General features: G+C 64.5%; 15 protein-coding genes. 5 read left to right on the plus strand and 10 right to left on the minus strand.

Annotated elements, in window-relative coordinates; genetic code table 11:
• Window positions 1-108 precede the first annotated feature (108 nt).
• Complete coding sequence (gene clpB / locus LWE61_RS05160; RefSeq protein ID WP_234148957.1) at window positions 109-2,688, minus strand: ATP-dependent chaperone ClpB; 2,580 nt, start codon at window positions 2,686-2,688, stop codon at window positions 109-111.
• A 298-nt stretch (window positions 2,689-2,986) separates the two neighbouring features.
• Between clpB and LWE61_RS05165 the strand changes: the two genes are divergently transcribed.
• Window positions 2,987-5,908 carry a M16 family metallopeptidase gene (locus tag LWE61_RS05165; RefSeq protein ID WP_234148958.1) on the plus strand — a complete coding sequence of 974 codons (2,922 nt, stop codon included), beginning with the start codon at window positions 2,987-2,989 and terminating at the stop codon, window positions 5,906-5,908.
• A gap of 29 nt (window positions 5,909-5,937) precedes the next feature.
• Complete coding sequence (locus tag LWE61_RS05170) at window positions 5,938-6,285, plus strand: hypothetical protein (RefSeq protein ID WP_234148959.1); 348 nt, start codon at window positions 5,938-5,940, stop codon at window positions 6,283-6,285.
• 235 nt (window positions 6,286-6,520) lie between these two features.
• Here LWE61_RS05170 and rpoN read toward each other — a convergent pair whose 3' ends face one another.
• The 5 genes from rpoN to LWE61_RS05195 form a co-directional block, all read right to left on the minus strand.
• The gene (rpoN, locus tag LWE61_RS05175) at window positions 6,521-8,035 is read right to left on the minus strand and encodes an RNA polymerase factor sigma-54 (protein WP_234148960.1); all 1,515 of its coding nucleotides are present in this window, start codon (window positions 8,033-8,035) and stop codon (window positions 6,521-6,523) included.
• 190 nt (window positions 8,036-8,225) lie between these two features.
• The gene (gene lptB / locus LWE61_RS05180) at window positions 8,226-9,011 is read right to left on the minus strand and encodes an LPS export ABC transporter ATP-binding protein (protein WP_234149077.1); all 786 of its coding nucleotides are present in this window, start codon (window positions 9,009-9,011) and stop codon (window positions 8,226-8,228) included.
• 142 nt (window positions 9,012-9,153) lie between these two features.
• Window positions 9,154-9,726 carry an LptA/OstA family protein gene (locus tag LWE61_RS05185; protein WP_407696191.1) on the minus strand — a complete coding sequence of 191 codons (573 nt, stop codon included), beginning with the start codon at window positions 9,724-9,726 and terminating at the stop codon, window positions 9,154-9,156.
• Window positions 9,723-10,370 carry an LPS export ABC transporter periplasmic protein LptC gene (lptC, locus tag LWE61_RS05190; RefSeq protein WP_234148961.1) on the minus strand — a complete coding sequence of 216 codons (648 nt, stop codon included), beginning with the start codon at window positions 10,368-10,370 and terminating at the stop codon, window positions 9,723-9,725. Before lptC ends, LWE61_RS05185 begins: the two co-directional genes overlap by 4 nt.
• Window positions 10,371-10,385: 15 nt before the next feature.
• The gene (locus LWE61_RS05195; protein ID WP_234148962.1) at window positions 10,386-11,003 is read right to left on the minus strand and encodes a ribonuclease D; all 618 of its coding nucleotides are present in this window, start codon (window positions 11,001-11,003) and stop codon (window positions 10,386-10,388) included.
• 254 nt (window positions 11,004-11,257) lie between these two features.
• On the opposite strand from LWE61_RS05195, the gene LWE61_RS20755 reads away from it, so the two are divergent.
• Window positions 11,258-12,067 carry a cold-shock protein gene (locus tag LWE61_RS20755; RefSeq protein WP_326490603.1) on the plus strand — a complete coding sequence of 270 codons (810 nt, stop codon included), beginning with the start codon at window positions 11,258-11,260 and terminating at the stop codon, window positions 12,065-12,067.
• A gap of 717 nt (window positions 12,068-12,784) precedes the next feature.
• Here the strand turns inward: LWE61_RS20755 and LWE61_RS05210 are convergent.
• The 4 genes from LWE61_RS05210 to LWE61_RS05225 all read right to left on the minus strand — a co-directional run bounded on the left by LWE61_RS05210 (window position 12,785) and on the right by LWE61_RS05225 (window position 15,699).
• On the minus strand, window positions 12,785-13,900 hold the full coding sequence (locus tag LWE61_RS05210) for a calcium:proton antiporter (RefSeq protein ID WP_234148963.1): 1,116 nt from the start codon (window positions 13,898-13,900) through the stop codon (window positions 12,785-12,787).
• Window positions 13,901-14,125: 225 nt separating this feature from the next.
• On the minus strand, window positions 14,126-14,617 hold the full coding sequence (locus LWE61_RS05215) for a Dps family protein (RefSeq protein ID WP_234148964.1): 492 nt from the start codon (window positions 14,615-14,617) through the stop codon (window positions 14,126-14,128).
• Between the two features lie 167 nt (window positions 14,618-14,784).
• The gene (locus tag LWE61_RS05220; protein WP_234148965.1) at window positions 14,785-15,354 is read right to left on the minus strand and encodes a hypothetical protein; all 570 of its coding nucleotides are present in this window, start codon (window positions 15,352-15,354) and stop codon (window positions 14,785-14,787) included.
• A gap of 27 nt (window positions 15,355-15,381) precedes the next feature.
• Window positions 15,382-15,699: a hypothetical protein gene (locus tag LWE61_RS05225; RefSeq protein ID WP_234148966.1), complete on the minus strand. Its 318-nt coding sequence runs from the start codon at window positions 15,697-15,699 to the stop codon at window positions 15,382-15,384.
• A gap of 201 nt (window positions 15,700-15,900) precedes the next feature.
• Here LWE61_RS05225 and rpmG point away from each other — a divergent pair, with 201 nt between their 5' ends.
• Together rpmG and LWE61_RS05235 are read left to right on the plus strand one after the other, a co-directional pair.
• Complete coding sequence (rpmG, locus tag LWE61_RS05230) at window positions 15,901-16,068, plus strand: 50S ribosomal protein L33 (RefSeq protein WP_066599119.1); 168 nt, start codon at window positions 15,901-15,903, stop codon at window positions 16,066-16,068.
• 179 nt (window positions 16,069-16,247) lie between these two features.
• Window positions 16,248-16,691, plus strand: a complete 444-nt coding sequence (locus LWE61_RS05235; protein WP_234149080.1) for a cupin domain-containing protein — start codon at window positions 16,248-16,250, stop codon at window positions 16,689-16,691.
• The last annotated feature ends 8 nt before the right edge of the window (window positions 16,692-16,699 follow it).

Below are 16,699 nucleotides of genomic sequence, written 5' to 3' on the forward strand. Positions count from 1 at the left end.
CACGGTTTTTGAGAGGGGTGGCGCTGCCGTCCGCAGGCCTCTCGTCTGTCCTGCGCGGTATGGGGGCAGGGGCTGCTGCGCTGCCGCCCCTGCCTCCGTTCCATCCGATCAACGGATGCTCAGCGCCAATGCGCCATCGCCTTCGTCCACATGCACGGTCGATCCATCGGGCACGTCGCCACGCAGGATCAGGTCGGCGAGAGGATCCTGCAAATGGCGCTGCACCGCCCGTTTCAAAGGCCGCGCGCCATAGACCGGATCATAGCCGACCCGGCCCAGCCACACCCGTGCACCGTCCGTCAGGTCCAGCGTCACCTTGCGGTCCTTCAGCAGCTTTTGCACCCGTGCGACCTGAATATCCACGATCGGACCCATATGGTCGGCGGCGAGGCGGTGGAACAGGATGATCTCGTCCAGCCGGTTCAGGAATTCGGGGCGGAAATGGCCGCGCACGATCTCCATCACCTGCGGCTCCACATCCGCCACCGACTGCCCGTCCGCCATGTGCGACAGATATTGGCTGCCGAGGTTGGACGTCAGGATGATGATGGTGTTGGTGAAATCCACCGTGCGCCCCTGTCCATCGGTCAGGCGGCCATCGTCCAGCACCTGCAACAATATGTTGAACACATCGCCATGCGCCTTCTCCACCTCGTCGAACAGCACGACCTGATAGGGACGGCGGCGCACGGCTTCGGTCAGGACGCCACCCTCTTCATAGCCGACATAGCCCGGAGGGGCGCCGATCAGGCGGGCGACCGAGTGCTTCTCCATGAACTCCGACATGTCGATGCGGACCATGGCGTTGCCATCGTCGAACAGGAATTCGGCCAGCGCCTTGGTCAGCTCCGTCTTGCCCACGCCTGTGGGACCGAGGAAGAGGAAGCTGCCCAGCGGCCGGTTGGGGTCTTGCAACCCCGCCCGCGCACGGCGCACGGCGGTGGAGACGGCCTTCACCGCATCCGCCTGCCCAATGACGCGCTTGCCGATCTCCGTTTCCATGGCGAGCAACTTCTCCCGCTCGCCCGACAGCATCCGTTCGACGGGAATCCCGGTCCAGCGCGCGACGACGCCCGCAATATCCTCTGCGGTCACTTCCTCGCGCAGCATCGCGCCTTCGCCGGCATTTTCGGCTTCGGCCAGTTGCCGTTCGAGGTCGGGGATCGTGCCATATTGCAGCTCACCCGCCCGGCCCAGGTCGCCATGACGCTGCGCCTGATCCAGTTCGATTCGCGCGCCGTCGAGCTTTTCCTTGATCTTGCTCTCGCCCGCGATCTTGTCCTTCTCGGCCTGCCACCGCTGGGTCAGGCCCGAAGATTGCTCCTCCAGATTGGCCAGTTCCTCTTCCAGGTTGGCGAGACGGTCGGCGCTGGCCTTGTCGGTCTCGCGCTTCAACGCTTCCCGCTCGATTTTGAGCTGGATGATGCGCCGGTCGAGATTTTCGATCTCCTCCGGCTTGCTCTCCACCTCCATGCGCAGGCGGCTGGCGGCCTCGTCCATCAAGTCGATGGCCTTGTCCGGCAGGAAGCGGTCGGTGATATAGCGGTTGGAGAGGGTCGCCGCCGACACCAGCGCCCCGTCGGTGATCCGCACGCCATGGTGCAGCTCATATTTCTCCTTCAGGCCGCGCAGGATGGAGATGGTGTCCTCCACCGTCGGTTCGCCCACGAACACCGGCTGGAACCGCCGCTGGAGCGCGGGGTCTTTCTCCACATGCTTGCGATATTCGTCGAGCGTGGTCGCGCCGATGCAATGAAGTTCGCCGCGCGCGAGGGCGGGTTTCAGCAGGTTTGACGCATCCATCGCGCCTTCGCCCTTACCCGCGCCGATCAGCGTGTGCATCTCGTCGATGAACAGGATGATCTGGCCTTCCGCGCCCTTCACCTCGTCCAGAACGCCCTTCAGCCGCTCCTCGAACTCGCCGCGATATTTCGCGCCCGCGATCAGGCTGCCCATGTCGAGCGCCATGAGGGTGCGGTCCTTCAACGTGTCCGGCACGTCGCCATTGGCGATGCGCAGCGCCATGCCCTCCGCGATGGCGGTCTTGCCGACACCGGGTTCGCCGATCAGGACGGGGTTGTTCTTGGTCCGGCGGGCCAGGATCTGGATCGTGCGGCGGATTTCCTCGTCGCGGCCGATCACGGGGTCCAGCTTGCCCGCCCGCGCGGCCTCGGTCAGGTCGCGCGCGAATTTCTTCAGCGCATCATAACGATCCTCCGCCGACGCCGTGTCGGCGGTCTTGCCCTTGCGCAATGCGTTGATCGCGCCGTTCAGCGCCTCCGCCTTCACGCCCGCCGCGGCCAGCGCCTTGCCCGCCGTGCTGGTGGTCGCCAGGGTGAGGGCCAGCAACAGACGCTCGACGGTGACATAGCTGTCACCGGCCTTTTGCGCGACCTGTTCGGCCTGATCGAGAATACGAATGACATCATTGTCGAGGCCGGGTGTCTGTTGCGCGCCGCTGCCCGATACGGCGGGCACCTTGGCCAGCGCCGCGTCCGTCTCGCGCAGCGCCGTCGCGGCGTCGCCGCCCGCCGCGCCGATCAGGCCGGACGCCATGCCCTGCTCGTCTTCGAGAAGGGCTTTGAGCAGATGCTCCGGGCTGATCCGCTGGTGGCTGTTGCGAATGGCCACGGTCTGCGCCGATTGCAGGAAGCCCTTGGCCCGGTCGGTGAATTTTTCGAGGTTCATGACTGTCATGGTTCCTTTCGCCGCCGATATGGTGTTGCCTAAATACCACACAAGGCCGGGGCGCAAAAATTCTTGGGTCAGCAGCGAAACCGCTGGGGGGCGACTATCCGTAAATCCATCGCAACGTGCCCATCCGATGTTTTGCCAAGCCCCTTTCGCAGAAGCCGGAATTCACAAGGAGGGGGTGGGGAATTGAACAAAAGCCGGGGCCACGCTTTTCCCTGCCTGATCCATTGCGCGGCGGGGATGCCGCGCTATGCTGCCCCTTCCAATATGCCTGCCCCCGAGAGGATTGCCCATGCCCAGATCGCGCCCCTATGCCGTTATCGGCCTGTCGGCGCTTGCCTGGTCGCTGTGCCTGTCCGCTCCCGCGTCGGCCGCGTCCAAGCCCGTGTCAAAGCCTGCCGCACCTGTTGCTGAGCCTGCTTCATCGGGTCGGCCCAGTCTCGCCGCGCTGGTCGCGCAGGTCGATATTCCCTACCAGATGTTCACGCTCCAGAACGGCCTGCGCGTCATCGTCCACACGGATCGCAAGGCCCCGGTCGTGGGCGTCACCGTCTATTATCGCATCGGGTCCAAGAATGAGCCGAAGGGCAAGACCGGCTTTGCCCATCTGTTCGAGCATCTGATGTTCGGCGGGTCGGAGAATGTGCCCGATTTCGATGCACCGCTGGTGGAGGCAGGCTCCACCGCCACCAATGGTTCCACCTGGTATGACCGGACCAATTACGTGGTGACGGTGCCGACCGGCGCGCTGGACCGGGCGCTGTTCATGGAGGCCGACCGCATGGGGCATCTGCTGGGCGCGGTGACGCAGGCCAAGCTGGATGCACAGCGCGGCGTGGTGCAGAATGAGAAGCGACAGGGCGACAATCAGCCCTTCGGCCTTGTCGATTATGCCCAGGCCGCTGCCCTGTTCCCGGATGGTCATCCCTATGGGCACAGCACCATCGGCTCCATGGCCGATCTCGATGCCGCCAGCCTGGACGATGTAAAGGCGTGGTTCCGCGCCAATTATGCGCCCAACAATGCGGTGCTGGTGCTGGCCGGGGATGTCGACCTTGCGACCGCCCGGACCAAGGTGGAGAAATATTTCGGCGGCATCGCGTCCGGTCCCACCGTTCCGCCCGCCATCTCGCCCATCCCGACATTGCCCAAACGTATCGACGCGGTGATGACGGACCGTGTGTCCACCACGCGCCTGTACCGCACATGGGTCATCCCCGGTCGCGACAGTCCCGATGGTAACCAGTTGGCCATCGGCGCGGCGGTTCTGGGCGGCCTGTCCAGTTCGCGCCTCGACAACGCGCTCGTCCGCAAGGAGCAACTGGCTGTCGGCGTCACCGCCGGGGTCGAGCAGCATGAGCAGATCGGCAAGCTGGAGGTGACGGCGGACGTCAAGCCGGGGGTCGATCCGGCAAAGGTATCGGCCCGGCTGGACCAGTTGATCGCCGAACTCATCGCCAAGGGGCCGACCGCCGACGAGGTGCAGCGGGTTGCGACCCGCACGCTCAGCGGGGAGATCGGCAGTCTGGAAGTGGTCGGGGGCTTCGGTGGCAAGGCGACGACGCTGGCCGAGGGGCTTCTCTACGACAATGACCCCGCCAGCTATAAGAAGGATTTGCAGGATCTGGCGACGGCCACGCCCGCCAGCGTCACCGCCGCGATGCAGAAATGGCTGACCCGGCCCGTCTATGCGTTGACCGTCGAGCCGGGGGAACGCAGCGGATATGAGGAATCGAAGCTTGCCGGGGTGACGGCTCCGGGCGCTCCGGGCGCGGACATCGGCATCAAGCCGGGTACGGAAAAGGCCCCCGCGCCGGCCGCCGCGCCGGCGGCCAGACCGACACTGCCCATTCCTGGCGTGACCCCCACGGCGGAACTGATCTTCCCCGATGTGGTCACGCGCAAGCTGTCCAATGGCATCGCGGTGCATGTCGCGCGGCGTACCGTGATCCCGACCGTGCAGATGGTCGTCAGCTTCGACACCGGCATCGCCGCCGAACCGCGCGAGAAATCCGGCATTGGTCAGTTGCTGCTGTCGGTCATGGAATCCGGCACCAGAACCCGCGATTCCATCGCCATCGCGGAGGAAGAGGAGCGTCTGGGCGCGGATGTCTCCACGGGCCAGTCGATGGATCGCACGACCGTCTCGCTTTACGCGCTGACGGCCAATCTCGGCCCGTCGCTCGATCTGCTGGCGGACGTTATCCGCAACCCCGCTCTCGACCCGGCGGAGGTGGAGCGGGTGCGCGCCATCCAGTTGTCGGCGATCGACGCGGAACGGACGCAGCCGTCGGGGCTGGCGGTCCGCGCGATCTTCCCCATCCTCTACGGCGCGCAGAACCCCTATGGCATGTCTTCGCGCGGGCTGGGCGATCCGGCGACCCTGAAGGCGATCACGCGGGAGGATCTGGGCGCGTTTCACCGCCGCTGGTTGCGCCCCGAAAAGGCGGAGATATTCGTCGCGGGCAATGTCGATGTCGACGCACTGATCCCGATGCTGGAACAGCGTTTCGGTCTGTGGCCCTCCACCCGCGACGTGCCGCCGACCAAGGATTTGTCCGCGCCCATCCCGGCCTCGACCGGCACCATCTATATCATCAACCGCCCGCAGTCGCCGCAGTCGGTCATTCTGGGCGGCTTCATCACGGACAAGACCACGAAGGACGACCTTCTCGACTTCAACACCGCCAACACCATCTTCGCCAATGATTTCACCTCGCGCCTGAACACGGATATTCGCGAGGTGAAGGCCTGGTCCTATGGTGTGTCCGGCTATCTGTCGCAGCGCGAAGGCCGCAGTCCCTATTTCGTCTCCGCACCGGTGCAGGCCGACAAGACGGGGCCGAGCATTGCCGCCATCCGGCAGGACATGACTGAATTTCTGGGGCCAAAGGGCGTCACGGGCGAGGAGTTTACCCGCATCGTCCATGGTGCGATCGCGCGCCTGCCGGGCCGGTTCGAGACAACCGGCGCGGTGCTCGGCCAGATGCGCGACGACGCCATCTCCGGTCGTCCGTTCAACTTCGTGGAAAGCCTGCCCGCCCGCTATCGGGCGATGACGCCCGCGAAGCTGGACAAGGCGGCGCGGGCGGTGCTCGACCCGGCGAAGCTGAGCTGGATCGTCGTCGGCGACCGCGACCAGATCCTGCCGCAGGTCAAGGCGCTTGGCTTGCCGGTGCAGGAGATTGACAGTGGAGGCCAGCCCGCCAAATAGTCGGTGCTGGATGAAGAGGGGGTTGGATTATGGCGAAGGCTGGTAGTGCTGGGACAGGGAGTGCAGGCGCAGACAGCGTCCGGGTGGATGGCGCCTATGATTGCATCACCAAGACGCCGATGGGGGATCAGGCGAGTGTGTTCACCATCGTCACCAGTGGCGACGGGTTTCAGGGCACCAACGCCAGTCCGCTCGGTTCGCTGGAGGTGAAAGAGGGCAAGGTCGATGGTAATCGACTGAGCTGGCGCATGGAAACGAGCTTTCCGATGCCGATGAACTTCAAGTGCGAGGGGTTGCTCAACGGCGACCTGCTGACGGCCAGCATCGACGCGGGGACGTTTGGCATCATCACTATGTCGGGCAAGCGGCGCGGATAGGATGGGTTGGGCGGCGGCGTGAGCATCCTTGCCACGCCGCTCCTTGCTGGATCGGCCGTCGCTGGAGGGTGATGACTTTTCCGTGAATCGTCATTGCGAGCGCAGCGAGGCAATCCACTGCGGCGTTCATGGATCGGTTGGGCTTCGCCTGCCTGCGGCTCGCGGCGCTCGCAATGACGAGGCGGGTCAATCTAACATCATCATTCCGGGGTGTCGTTGGCGGCAGCGTCAGGCGTTACCGCCCCCCGGCAATCGCCTTCTGCCGTCGCCGCTGCACCGACGATCCCAACCCAATAGCTTCGCGATATTTGGCCACGGTCCGCCGCGCGATGTCGAAACCCTTGGCGCGCAGCATGTCGACCAGCGCGTCGTCCGACAGGATCGCGCTGGGCAGTTCCGCGCCGATCAGGTCGCGGATATGGCTTTTGACCGCCTCTGCCGACACGGCCTCGCCGCCGTCATTGGCGGATATACCGCTCCTGAAGAAATATTTGAGTTCGAAGACGCCCCGGCTGCACGACAGATATTTGTTGGAGGTGACGCGGCTGATCGTCGATTCATGCATCTCTATCGCCTCGCCCACCTGTTTGAGGGTGAGGGGTTTCAGGTGCGCGACGCCATGGCGGAAAAAGCCGTCCTGATGCCGGACAATCTCCTCCGCTACGCGCAATATGGTGCGCTGGCGCTGGTCGAGCGCCTTCAGCAGCCAGTTGGCGCTGGCGAGACGGTCCGCCAGCCACGCCTTCGATGTCTTGTCCTGCGGTCCGCCTGACAGCTCCCGGTAATAGCGGCGATTGACCAGCAGGCGGGGGAGGGTGGCGCTGTTGATCTCCACGATCCACCCTTTGCCCTGCGCATGGACGAAGACGTCCGGCACCACCGCCTGCACCGTGTCGGACGCGAAGCGCAGGCCGGGTTTCGGGTCATAGCCGCGCAGTTCGCGGATCATGTCGGCCATATCCTCCTCATCCACGCCGCACAGCTTGCGGAGCTGGGGGACGGCGCCCCGTGCGAGCAGTTCGAGATTGTCGAGCAACTTCGCCATCGCAGGGTCGTAACGGTCGATCTCCCGCGCTTGCAGGGCGAGACATTCGGACAGGCTGCGGGCGCCGACTCCCGTGGGGTCAAAGCTCTGGACGCCGGCCAGCACGGCCTCCACGGCGGGGATGTCGAGGCCAAGCTGGGCGGCGATGTCCCGCAGGCTGGCTTCCAGATAGCCCGCATCGTCGATCTGGCCGATGATCTGCCCGGCGATGAGCAGGTCACTGCCGGAAAAGGTCGCGCCCGCCTGCGCCATCAGATGCTCGTGCAAACCGATCGATGGCCCTGCAAAGGCGTCGAAGTCGATGGGGTCGCCGTTGCTCCCGTCGCTGCCGGGCATCCCGTCGCCCATGGAGGGGCCGGATCGTTCGGCCGTCACGGCGTCGCCGGGGCCATCGTCGATGAAGGTGTCCGCGGCATAATCGGCGTCGAGCGGCGCGTCGGTGGCTCCCGCCGCACCCGCTTCAATCAGCCGGTCTATGCCATCGGTTTCAGCACTGGTGGTATCCGTCGGTGTTTCCGGTGCGGTGGGGGTGTCGCCGCCATCTTCCGCGCCCATTTCGAGGAGCGGGTTTTTCTCCAGCTCCTCGCCGACGAAGGTTTCCAGTTCGAGGTTGGAGAGCGCCAGCAGCTTGATCGCCTGCTGGAGCTGCGGCGTCATCACCAGCGACTGGCTTTGCCTCAGGTCGAGGCGTGGACCGATCGCCATGGCCGTCAGCCTTTGTCCGTGGGCGCGGGTTCGACCCCCGCCGGCAATGCCGGGCAGGCCGAAAACACTGGACGGGCCGAAAACGCTGTACGGGCCGAAAACGCTGTACGGGGTAGTGTGTGGGCGACGGGGTGGGCGTGGCCCATGTCACGCGCCTCGGCCAGCGGGCCGGTGCCACCCCTGCCGGAAATCACAACGAAAAGCTCTCGCCCAGATAGAGGCGGCGGACATCGGCGTTGGCGACCAGTTCGGTCGGGCTGCCCGCGAACAGCACCTTGCCGTCATAGATGATGCAGGCGCGGTCCACGATCTCCAGCGTCTCCCGCACATTATGGTCGGTGATGAGCACACCGATGCCGCGCGTGCGCAAATCCTTCACCAGATCGCGAATGTCGGCGATGGAGAGGGGGTCGATGCCCGCGAAGGGTTCGTCCAGCAGGACGATGGACGGGTTGGCCGCCAGCGCGCGCGCGATCTCGCAGCGCCGCCGTTCACCGCCGGACAGGGCGAGAGCGGCGCTGGAGCGCAGGCGCGTCAGCCCGAATTCTCCCAACAACGTCTCCAGCCGGGCGGCGCGCGCGTCCTTGTCCGGTTCGGCCAGTTCGAGGACGGAGAGGATATTCTGCTCCACCGTCATGCCGCGAAAGATAGATGTTTCCTGCGGCAGATAGCCCAGGCCCAGAATCGCGCGCCGATACATGGGCAGGCCGGTAATGTCCGTGCCGTCCAGCACGATGCGCCCCGAATCGGGCTTCACCAGTCCCATGATGGAATAGAAGCAGGTCGTCTTGCCCGCGCCATTGGGGCCGAGCAGGCCGACGACTTCGCCCTTGCCCACCGCCAGGCTGACATCGGCCAGCACGACGCGGCGGTCGTAGCTTTTGGCGATGGAGATGACGCACAGGCCATTGTCGGTGCTGGCGGGTGTCGCTGCGGCACCGAATGTCGAGGCTGTGGCAAGGGTGGTGGCCGGCATGTCACTCATTCTCTGGTCCTGTGTCTCGGTCCCGCCACTGGCGACGACATGCGGCTTTCCACGGCATTAGGCAAGTCTGGCGTGAAACATGCATAGCGAAAAGGGCATGTCCCGCCGGTGTCGCGGATCGCGGCCTGCCTTCTCAGTCCTGTTGCTTGACCTTGAACGTCCCGGACACGCGCCCGCCGCCGCCCGTGGTGACGCCCGGTGCGCCCGAACTCTTGCCGTCCACCGATGACCGGCCGGTGCGCAGGTCGATCAGCAGGCGGCCGCCGGTCAGTCGGCTGGTGCCCTGGTTGAGCTGCACATTGCCGAGCATGGTGATGATCCGCTTGTCGAGGTCATAGATGGCGACATTGCCCCGCGCCGTCTCGTTCCCGCGCGTCACGACGACGTCGCCCACCGCGTCCATGCGGTTGATCTCCACCCCGCCGTCGCGGCGATAGGCGACGGTCAGGCGGTTGGAGGTCAGGCGAAGGTCGGCCTGCGTCACCTGCACATTGCCGGACACCACGACGCGGTCGGCGCGGTCCTGCACTTCGATCCGGTCTGCGGTGAAGTCCACGGGGGCGTTGCTGTTATGGCCTTTCAGGGCCTGCGCCTGCACGGCCCCGATACCGATAGACATTGTGCCGAGAGACACTGTGCCGATGCCCACTGCAGCGGCGCCCGCCGTGGTGAGGATAAGGGATGCCGACTTGATGATGGAGGTCATTTTTTGGCTCTCAGTCCATTCTGGTCGATGTGCAAACGCGCGCGGCCCTGCAACGTCACTGTGCGGGCCGACAGGTCGGCCTGCATCCGGTCGGCGCCGAACGTGCCGATGGGCATGCGGCCGTCCACGCGATTTTCGCTGGCGAGTCGGCGGGTCTTGAGATCGATTGCGACATCGCGCGTGGTGAAGCGATAGCCATCCTCCGCCTGGAACTGGAGGGGACCGTTCACGCCGACCCGCTCCTTCTCTATGTCATACAGCCCCTTTTGCGCGGAAACCACGCTGGCCTGGCCGTCGATCTGGAGGCGGGCCTCCAGATCCTTCAACTGGACGATCGGCTCGCGCGAGCTTTTCTGGAGTGCGGACCCGGCGCGCAGGGAAAAGGGCTGGCCCTTGGCGTCCTCACCCCGGTACAGGGCTTCCGTCACCTTCATCCGCTCGCTGGCGACATCGACCTTGTTCTTGTCGAGCAGGAAGCTGACTTCTGTGTCATGAGTGAAGGGCGCCGTGGCCAGCACGGCCGCGAGCAGGCCGACGGCGACCGGCAGTCCCTTTTTCAGGACGCCGATCATCCGGTCGTGCGACCCTCCCGGTGCGGCCCAGTGCTGGCGCACGGAACGCTGGCTGTCAGCCGCTGCGGACATCGCCCTTCACCTCCCTCACATATGTGCGAAGATGTCGGTTTCCGGCCAGCCGGCGATGTCGAGCAGCGCACGGTGGGGCAGGAAGTCGAAACAGGCCTGCGCCAGTTCGGTGCGGCCTTCGCGCGCCAGCCGCTTGTCCAGCTCCGCCTTCAGCCCGTGCAGGTAACGCACGTCCGACGCGGCATAGTCGCGCTGCGCATCCGACAGATAGGGCGCGCCCCAGTCGGAGGTCTGTTGCTGCTTCGAAATCTCCTGTCCCAGCAATTCGCGCACCAGTTCCTTCAGGCCGTGGCGGTCGGTGTAGGTGCGGACGAGGCGGGAGGCGATCTTGGTGCAATAGACGGGCTGGGCGAGAACGCCGAGATAATGCTGCATGGCGGCAATATCGAATCGGCCGAAGTGGAACAGCTTGAGTCGGTTGGGATCGGCGACGACGGCCTTCAGATTCGGCGCGTCGAAGCTGCTGCCCGGACCGAAGCGGATAAGATGCTCATCCCCCGACCCGTCGCTGATCTGGACGAGGCACAGCCGGTCACGTGGGGTGATGAGTCCCATGGTCTCGGTGTCGATGGCAACCGGGCCGGGGCCAAGAGCGCCGGCGGGCAAGTCTTCTTCATGAAAATGGACTGTCATGACCATCCCTTAGGGCCGGTCAGGCAACAACTCAATCGAGCTTTCAGGCCATGGTAGCGCTATTGCGAGGCAAAGTTGGCGCGATGGAAGCAACTTTCGTTGAAAAACGCAGCTTTGGCCCGGAAAATGTTCGCGCTGCGTTTGGAATCGGGTTATAGCCCGTAATTGCCCTCAGATAGTAGCGGGCGGTTCCGTGTGCCTTTCGCCCAGCGTACGGTCCAATGACGAGGGCGAACGAAGGCGATCAACAGGGCATGAGTTTCGACAGAGGACGCCGCGGACGCGGCAAGGACAAGCGCGACGGTTTCGGCGACGAAGGCTTCGGCGGCGGCGGTTTTGACGGCGGCTTTGGCGGTGGCGATCGATTCGGCGGAGGCGGTGATCGCTTCGGTGGCGGTGGTGGCGGTCGTGGCGGCTTCGGCGGCGGCGGTGGCGGCTTCGGCGGTGGTGGCAATCGCGGCGGCGGCTTCGGCGGCGGTGGTGGCGGCTTCGGCGGCGGCGGCGGCGGTGGTTTCGGCGGCGGCGGCGGTCGTGGCGGAATGCCCGCGCAGGTCGTTGGCGAAGGCTCCGGCACCGTGAAATTCTTCAACGGCCAGAAGGGCTTTGGCTTCATCGTGCGCGATGACGGCGGTGAAGATGTGTTCGTGCACATCAGCGCGGTCGAGCAGGCCGGTCTTGCTGGTCTGGGCGAAGGCCAGAAGCTGAAGTTCACGCTGGTTGACCGGGGTGGCAAGGTTTCGGCCAGCGATCTCTCCATCGACGGCGAAGTCGTTCCTGTCACTGGCGGTGGCGCAGCCCCCGCACGGGATGGCGGCGGCGACCGTGGTCCCCAGCGTCAGCTAACCGGTGAGCGCGCGAGCGGCACCGTGAAGTTCTTCAACGCGATGAAGGGCTTCGGCTTCATCCAGCGCGACGATGGCCAGCCTGATGCATTCGTGCATATCAGCGCGGTCGAGCGTGCGGGTATGAGCACCCTTAACGAGGGCGACCGTCTGGACTTCGAGCTGGAAGTGGATCGTCGTGGCAAACATGCTGCGGTGAACCTGAACCCCAAGCACGACTGATTTCCCGGCAGGGCCAATGGCCGTTCGTCGAGCGAAATGTTGACAGGATAGAAGAGGGCCGGGCGCTTTGGCGTTCCGGCCCTCTTCCTGTTTGCGTTATGCCGTGGGAGCCTGAGAGCGTGGAGCGTGGAGCGTGCGGCCGGTAAATTCGCTTGCCTCGTCTTTGCGAGCGCAGCGAAGCCATGCATCCGGCAGTGCGATGGCTTGGCCGGACTTCGCCCACCTTCGGTTCGCAGGCTGGCAAGGACGTTTCAAGGAAAAGCCATCACCCTCTCGCGATTCGGGTGAGTGTCGCGGCCAGCCCGTTGCACTGGCTTCACGGTCGATTCGCTTCAGGAGGTCGGGCGTGGAGCGTGAGCGATTTACCGAGCAGTCGCGGTCGGCGCGCGCTACGCCTCTAGCGCAGAGCATTGTTCCTGAAGCCCTCCCGCAGGCTCTGGCCTGGCAAAAAAGGCGCCAACTGTTTGATTTTACAAAAATATTGTAAAATCAAACAGTTGAATAAAACTCACCCACCGCCGCCTGCCATGGCTGACACATCCAGCCGCTACCCTCCACCGGCTCGACCCGTGATCGAACAATACAGCCTTTCGGTTGGTCATCTTGTGCGACAAGCCAGGCCCGTCTGGATCATTCTGCCGCGCACCATTCCCTCAAAAAAGACGCTGCGAGAGGGCTAGGCCAAGGGCGAATCTCTCCCGTTGGCCCACCTGATCCTCAAGGGCTGAAGACGAGGATCAGGAACACGCCGAACAGGGATAGGTGCACCGCGCCCTCCAGCATCGTGGTGCGGGAGCCGGAGAAGGTAATGCCGTTCAGCACCAGCGTGACCGACAGCAGCACCATATTGGCGGCGGAAAGACCGAGGATGACGGGCTGCCCACTCAACAGGCCGATCAGCAGGACGGCGGGGACGGTCAGGCCCAGAGTCGATGTCGCCGCGCCCAGACATAGGTTGATCGCGCGGGTGAGCTGGTTTGCCGCTACAGCCCGCAACGCCGAAATGCCCTCCGGCGTGAAGACGATCATCGCGATGATGATGCCGCCCAATGCCGTCGGCGCAGATAGCGTATCGATGCCGGCATCGAGCAGCTTGGCCAAGCTCTTGGAGAGGATGACGATGGGAAATATGTTGGCGAGCAGCAGGACGACATGGCGAGAGAGCGGGGCCGCGGGTTGCGGTCCCGGCGGTTTGGCATGGGGCAGCGGGCTGGCGTCCTCCACCTCCGCGCCCGTGCCTGCGGGCTGGAAGAATCCGCGATGCCGCCCGGTCTGAAGCCAGAGGAACAGGCTGTAGAGCAGGATGGTCAACAGAGAGAAGAGGAGCGACTGGGTGGCGGACAGGGTGCCGCCGCTGCTGGATGTCGTGAAATTGGGCAGAACCAGCGCAATCACCGCAAGGGGAATCGTCACCGCCAGATAGGCGCTCGCCCCTTGCAGGTTGAAGCTCTGCTGGTGATGGCGCAGCCCGCCGACCAGCAGGCCAAGCCCCACCACGCCGTTGAGCACGATCATCAATACGGCGAACATCGTGTCGCGGCCCAGCGTCGGCACAGCCTTCGGCCCCAGCATGACGGCGGAGATGAGCGCGACCTCGATGATGACGATCGACAGGGTCAGTACCAGTGTCCCGAACGGTTCACCCAGGATTTCGGCCAGTTCTTCCGCTTCATGGACCACGCCGAACGCCGACCAGAAGATGATGCCCAGCAGCCACAGGAACAGCATGACAGCCAGAAACGGCGAAAGGGCGGCTGGGACGATGGCAGGTGCAACCATTGTCGCGCCGACGGTCAGCCATGCCAGCGGCAGGCGAAGAGCGGAATAGGACATGCCAGCGGCGTAGCATCTGTGGTCGCCAGTGTCGCAGGTTGCTCTGTGACTTTTTATGGCGCGCTGGCAAGGATGGGCGACGAAATGGGCAAGGGCGAGGTGGTCAACGCCCTCCCTGCCATTCACTATCCGTGCCTGATGGGGACCACATACAGGAAAGGGGCGGACATCATCCCTCGTTGCCCGCCCCTTCACACTATATGCCTTGCCCGATTGCCCGGCGGATCAGATTCCGCGCGCGGCCTCAAACAGAAACCATGCGCGCTGTTCGGCCTGATCGGTCCAGTCGTCGATGATGCCATCGGTGGCATTGTCGCCTGCCTCACCTGCGACGGCCTTGGCCGCGCGCAGCGCCTCGATCAGGCGCAGATTATCCTCGCGCAGTTCGACCAGCATATCCTTGGGCGATACGAAATCCGTGTCATTGTCGGTCAGGCTCTGGTGCCGGGCAATGTCGCCGATGGAGCGCAGGGTCGTGTTGCCCGTCTTGCGCACGCGCTCCGCCACCAGATCGGTGGTGGCGAGGATTTCGGCTGCCTGCTCATCGAACAACAGGTGATAGTCGCGGAAATGTGGGCCGGAGACATGCCAGTGGAAATTCTTGGTCTTCAGATACAGCACATAATAATCCGCCAGCAGGCCGTTGAGCGCGGTCGCCACATTGCTGGCCGCGTTGGACGACAGGTCTGTCGGGGTCTTCAGGTCGGATTTGGGCATGGTGAATCCTTTCGGCATGATGGTCGGATCGCGGGTAACGGCTGTCGAGCGGTCGTTGCACAAGCGTTATCGCGACTAACCCGGATGGTCCATAATGGTTGCGGCAGGGCGCGGTGGATTTCATCGCTGCCACTGATCGACCGGGGCGATCAGTCACTCTGACAGGATCAGAAAATCCGCAGGGCGCTCGCGGCGCAGCCAATGGCGATGCACAGAAGGATCATGCCGGATAGCAACAGGAGGGCGCGCAGCAGGCCATGACGGGTATAGCGGCTGCCCAATATGAGGGGTGGCAGCAGCGCGACTCCGGCGCCCAGTGCGGCGCCGACGGCGGCCAGAACCGGGGCGTCGGTGAAGGCGACGACTCCGGCGGTCACGAAAGCGGCATTCTCTCCCGCACGGTGCAGGGCAAGCCTGAGCAGCAGGTGGAGGCGACCGCGAAAGACCGGGCTGTTGACGTTGCGCGGCTTGCGGAAGGCAGTGAGGATATGCCCCGCCGCGCCGAACAGCAGGGCGATGGCGAGGAAGAGCAGCCGAGCGTTGGGCATCAGCAGCGCGGCCATTATCCCGCCAACAGCCGCCGCCAACGCGGCGTTGAGGGCGATGACGATGGTGAGGCCGGTGAAGAAGCGTCCATCCGCGCGTCCCGAATCGGAGATCCGGGCGATGTCATGCTGTGTCCTCGCACCCTGATCGAGCATGAGGTTCAGCAACAGGGCGAGAAGCAGCGCATCCATGGACGGTCAGGCGCTGCTATGTGTGAGTCAGGCGCCGAGGCGCAGTGACAGCGCCGCCGTATAGGCCGCGCGGACATGGCCGTCCTGATCCTCGCAATCGACGGCGTCGCGCATCAGGTCGAGGTAGGACAGTACGACTGTGCCATGGCCGCTGTAGGCGGTCGCGGTTTCGATCATGCTGGCCAGCCCCTCGACCGCTTCGAGGCGATGCTGGCGGGCGATGCGACGAATCGCATCGACCTGCTCGCACAGGGCGGCGAGGCTGGTCTTGCCCGCCGTCGCCGCAATCGCGTCGATACGACGGATCAGGTCGCTGCGGATCATCATCATGGCACCGTGCGGCATATATCCTCCCTGCCTTGTTATCCCGCATGATGCGCGCGAAGGGTTAAGGGGCAGTTACGCTGTTCGTTCATCCTTTCACGGAGGTGGCCATGGCGGAAGATGCTTGACTCTGCATGGGCTATGGGGCATCGGACCGCCTCTGACACGGGCGGCGTTTGGCGCCGCTTTTTGTTTTTGCAAGATTTCTAGAAGGATGGGGCCATGGCGAAGCCAGCCACAGTGAAAATTCGACTGGTCAGCACGGCTGACACCGGCTTCTTCTATGTCACCAAGAAGAATCCGCGCACGAAGACCGAGAAGTTTAGTTTCCGCAAGTATGACCCCGTCGTGCGCAAGCATGTCGAGTTCAAGGAAGCCAAGATCAAATAAGCCGGTCCGCCGGGCGTTATGCCCGGTTGGTTCGATGCGAAGGGGCGGGCGCCATGGGGCGGCCGCCTTTTTCGCGTTGGTGTGCTTGGCTGGCATGGGCGTCATGGCGCAGGACGACCGAATCGAGGTTCGCTGGAAGCCGGGCCGCCAGCGATCCGAAAGGGAGTATCATGAGCGGGATGACGGCAATGGCGGAGGGTGAGGTCGCGGCGATCATCGCGCGACTGGAGCTTTCCCCCCATCCCGAAGGCGGCTGGTATCGCGAGACATGGCGGGCGCCTGCACCAGTAGGGGAGCGGGCGAGCGCGACGGCGATCTGGTTCCTGCTCGATGTGGGGCAGCGGTCGCACTGGCACCGGGTCGATGCGGCGGAACTATGGCTGTGGCATGCGGGGCATCCGCTGTGCCTCTCTATCGCGTGTGACGATGACGGCCCGGTCAGCATCGTGCGTCTGGGCGGGGATGTGCTGGGCGGCGAGGTGCCCCAACATGTCATCCCGCCCCATGCCTGGCAGGCCGCCGAAGCCGACCGGGGCTGGGCGCTCGTCAGTTGCGTCGTGTCGCCGGGATTCGACTTTTCCGGTTTCGTGCTGGCCGAACCGGAATGGGCGCCGGGCGGTTGATGCTGCCC

The sequence above is a fragment of the Sphingobium sufflavum genome (assembly GCF_021403115.1).
GTDB lineage: Bacteria > Pseudomonadota > Alphaproteobacteria > Sphingomonadales > Sphingomonadaceae > Sphingobium > Sphingobium sufflavum.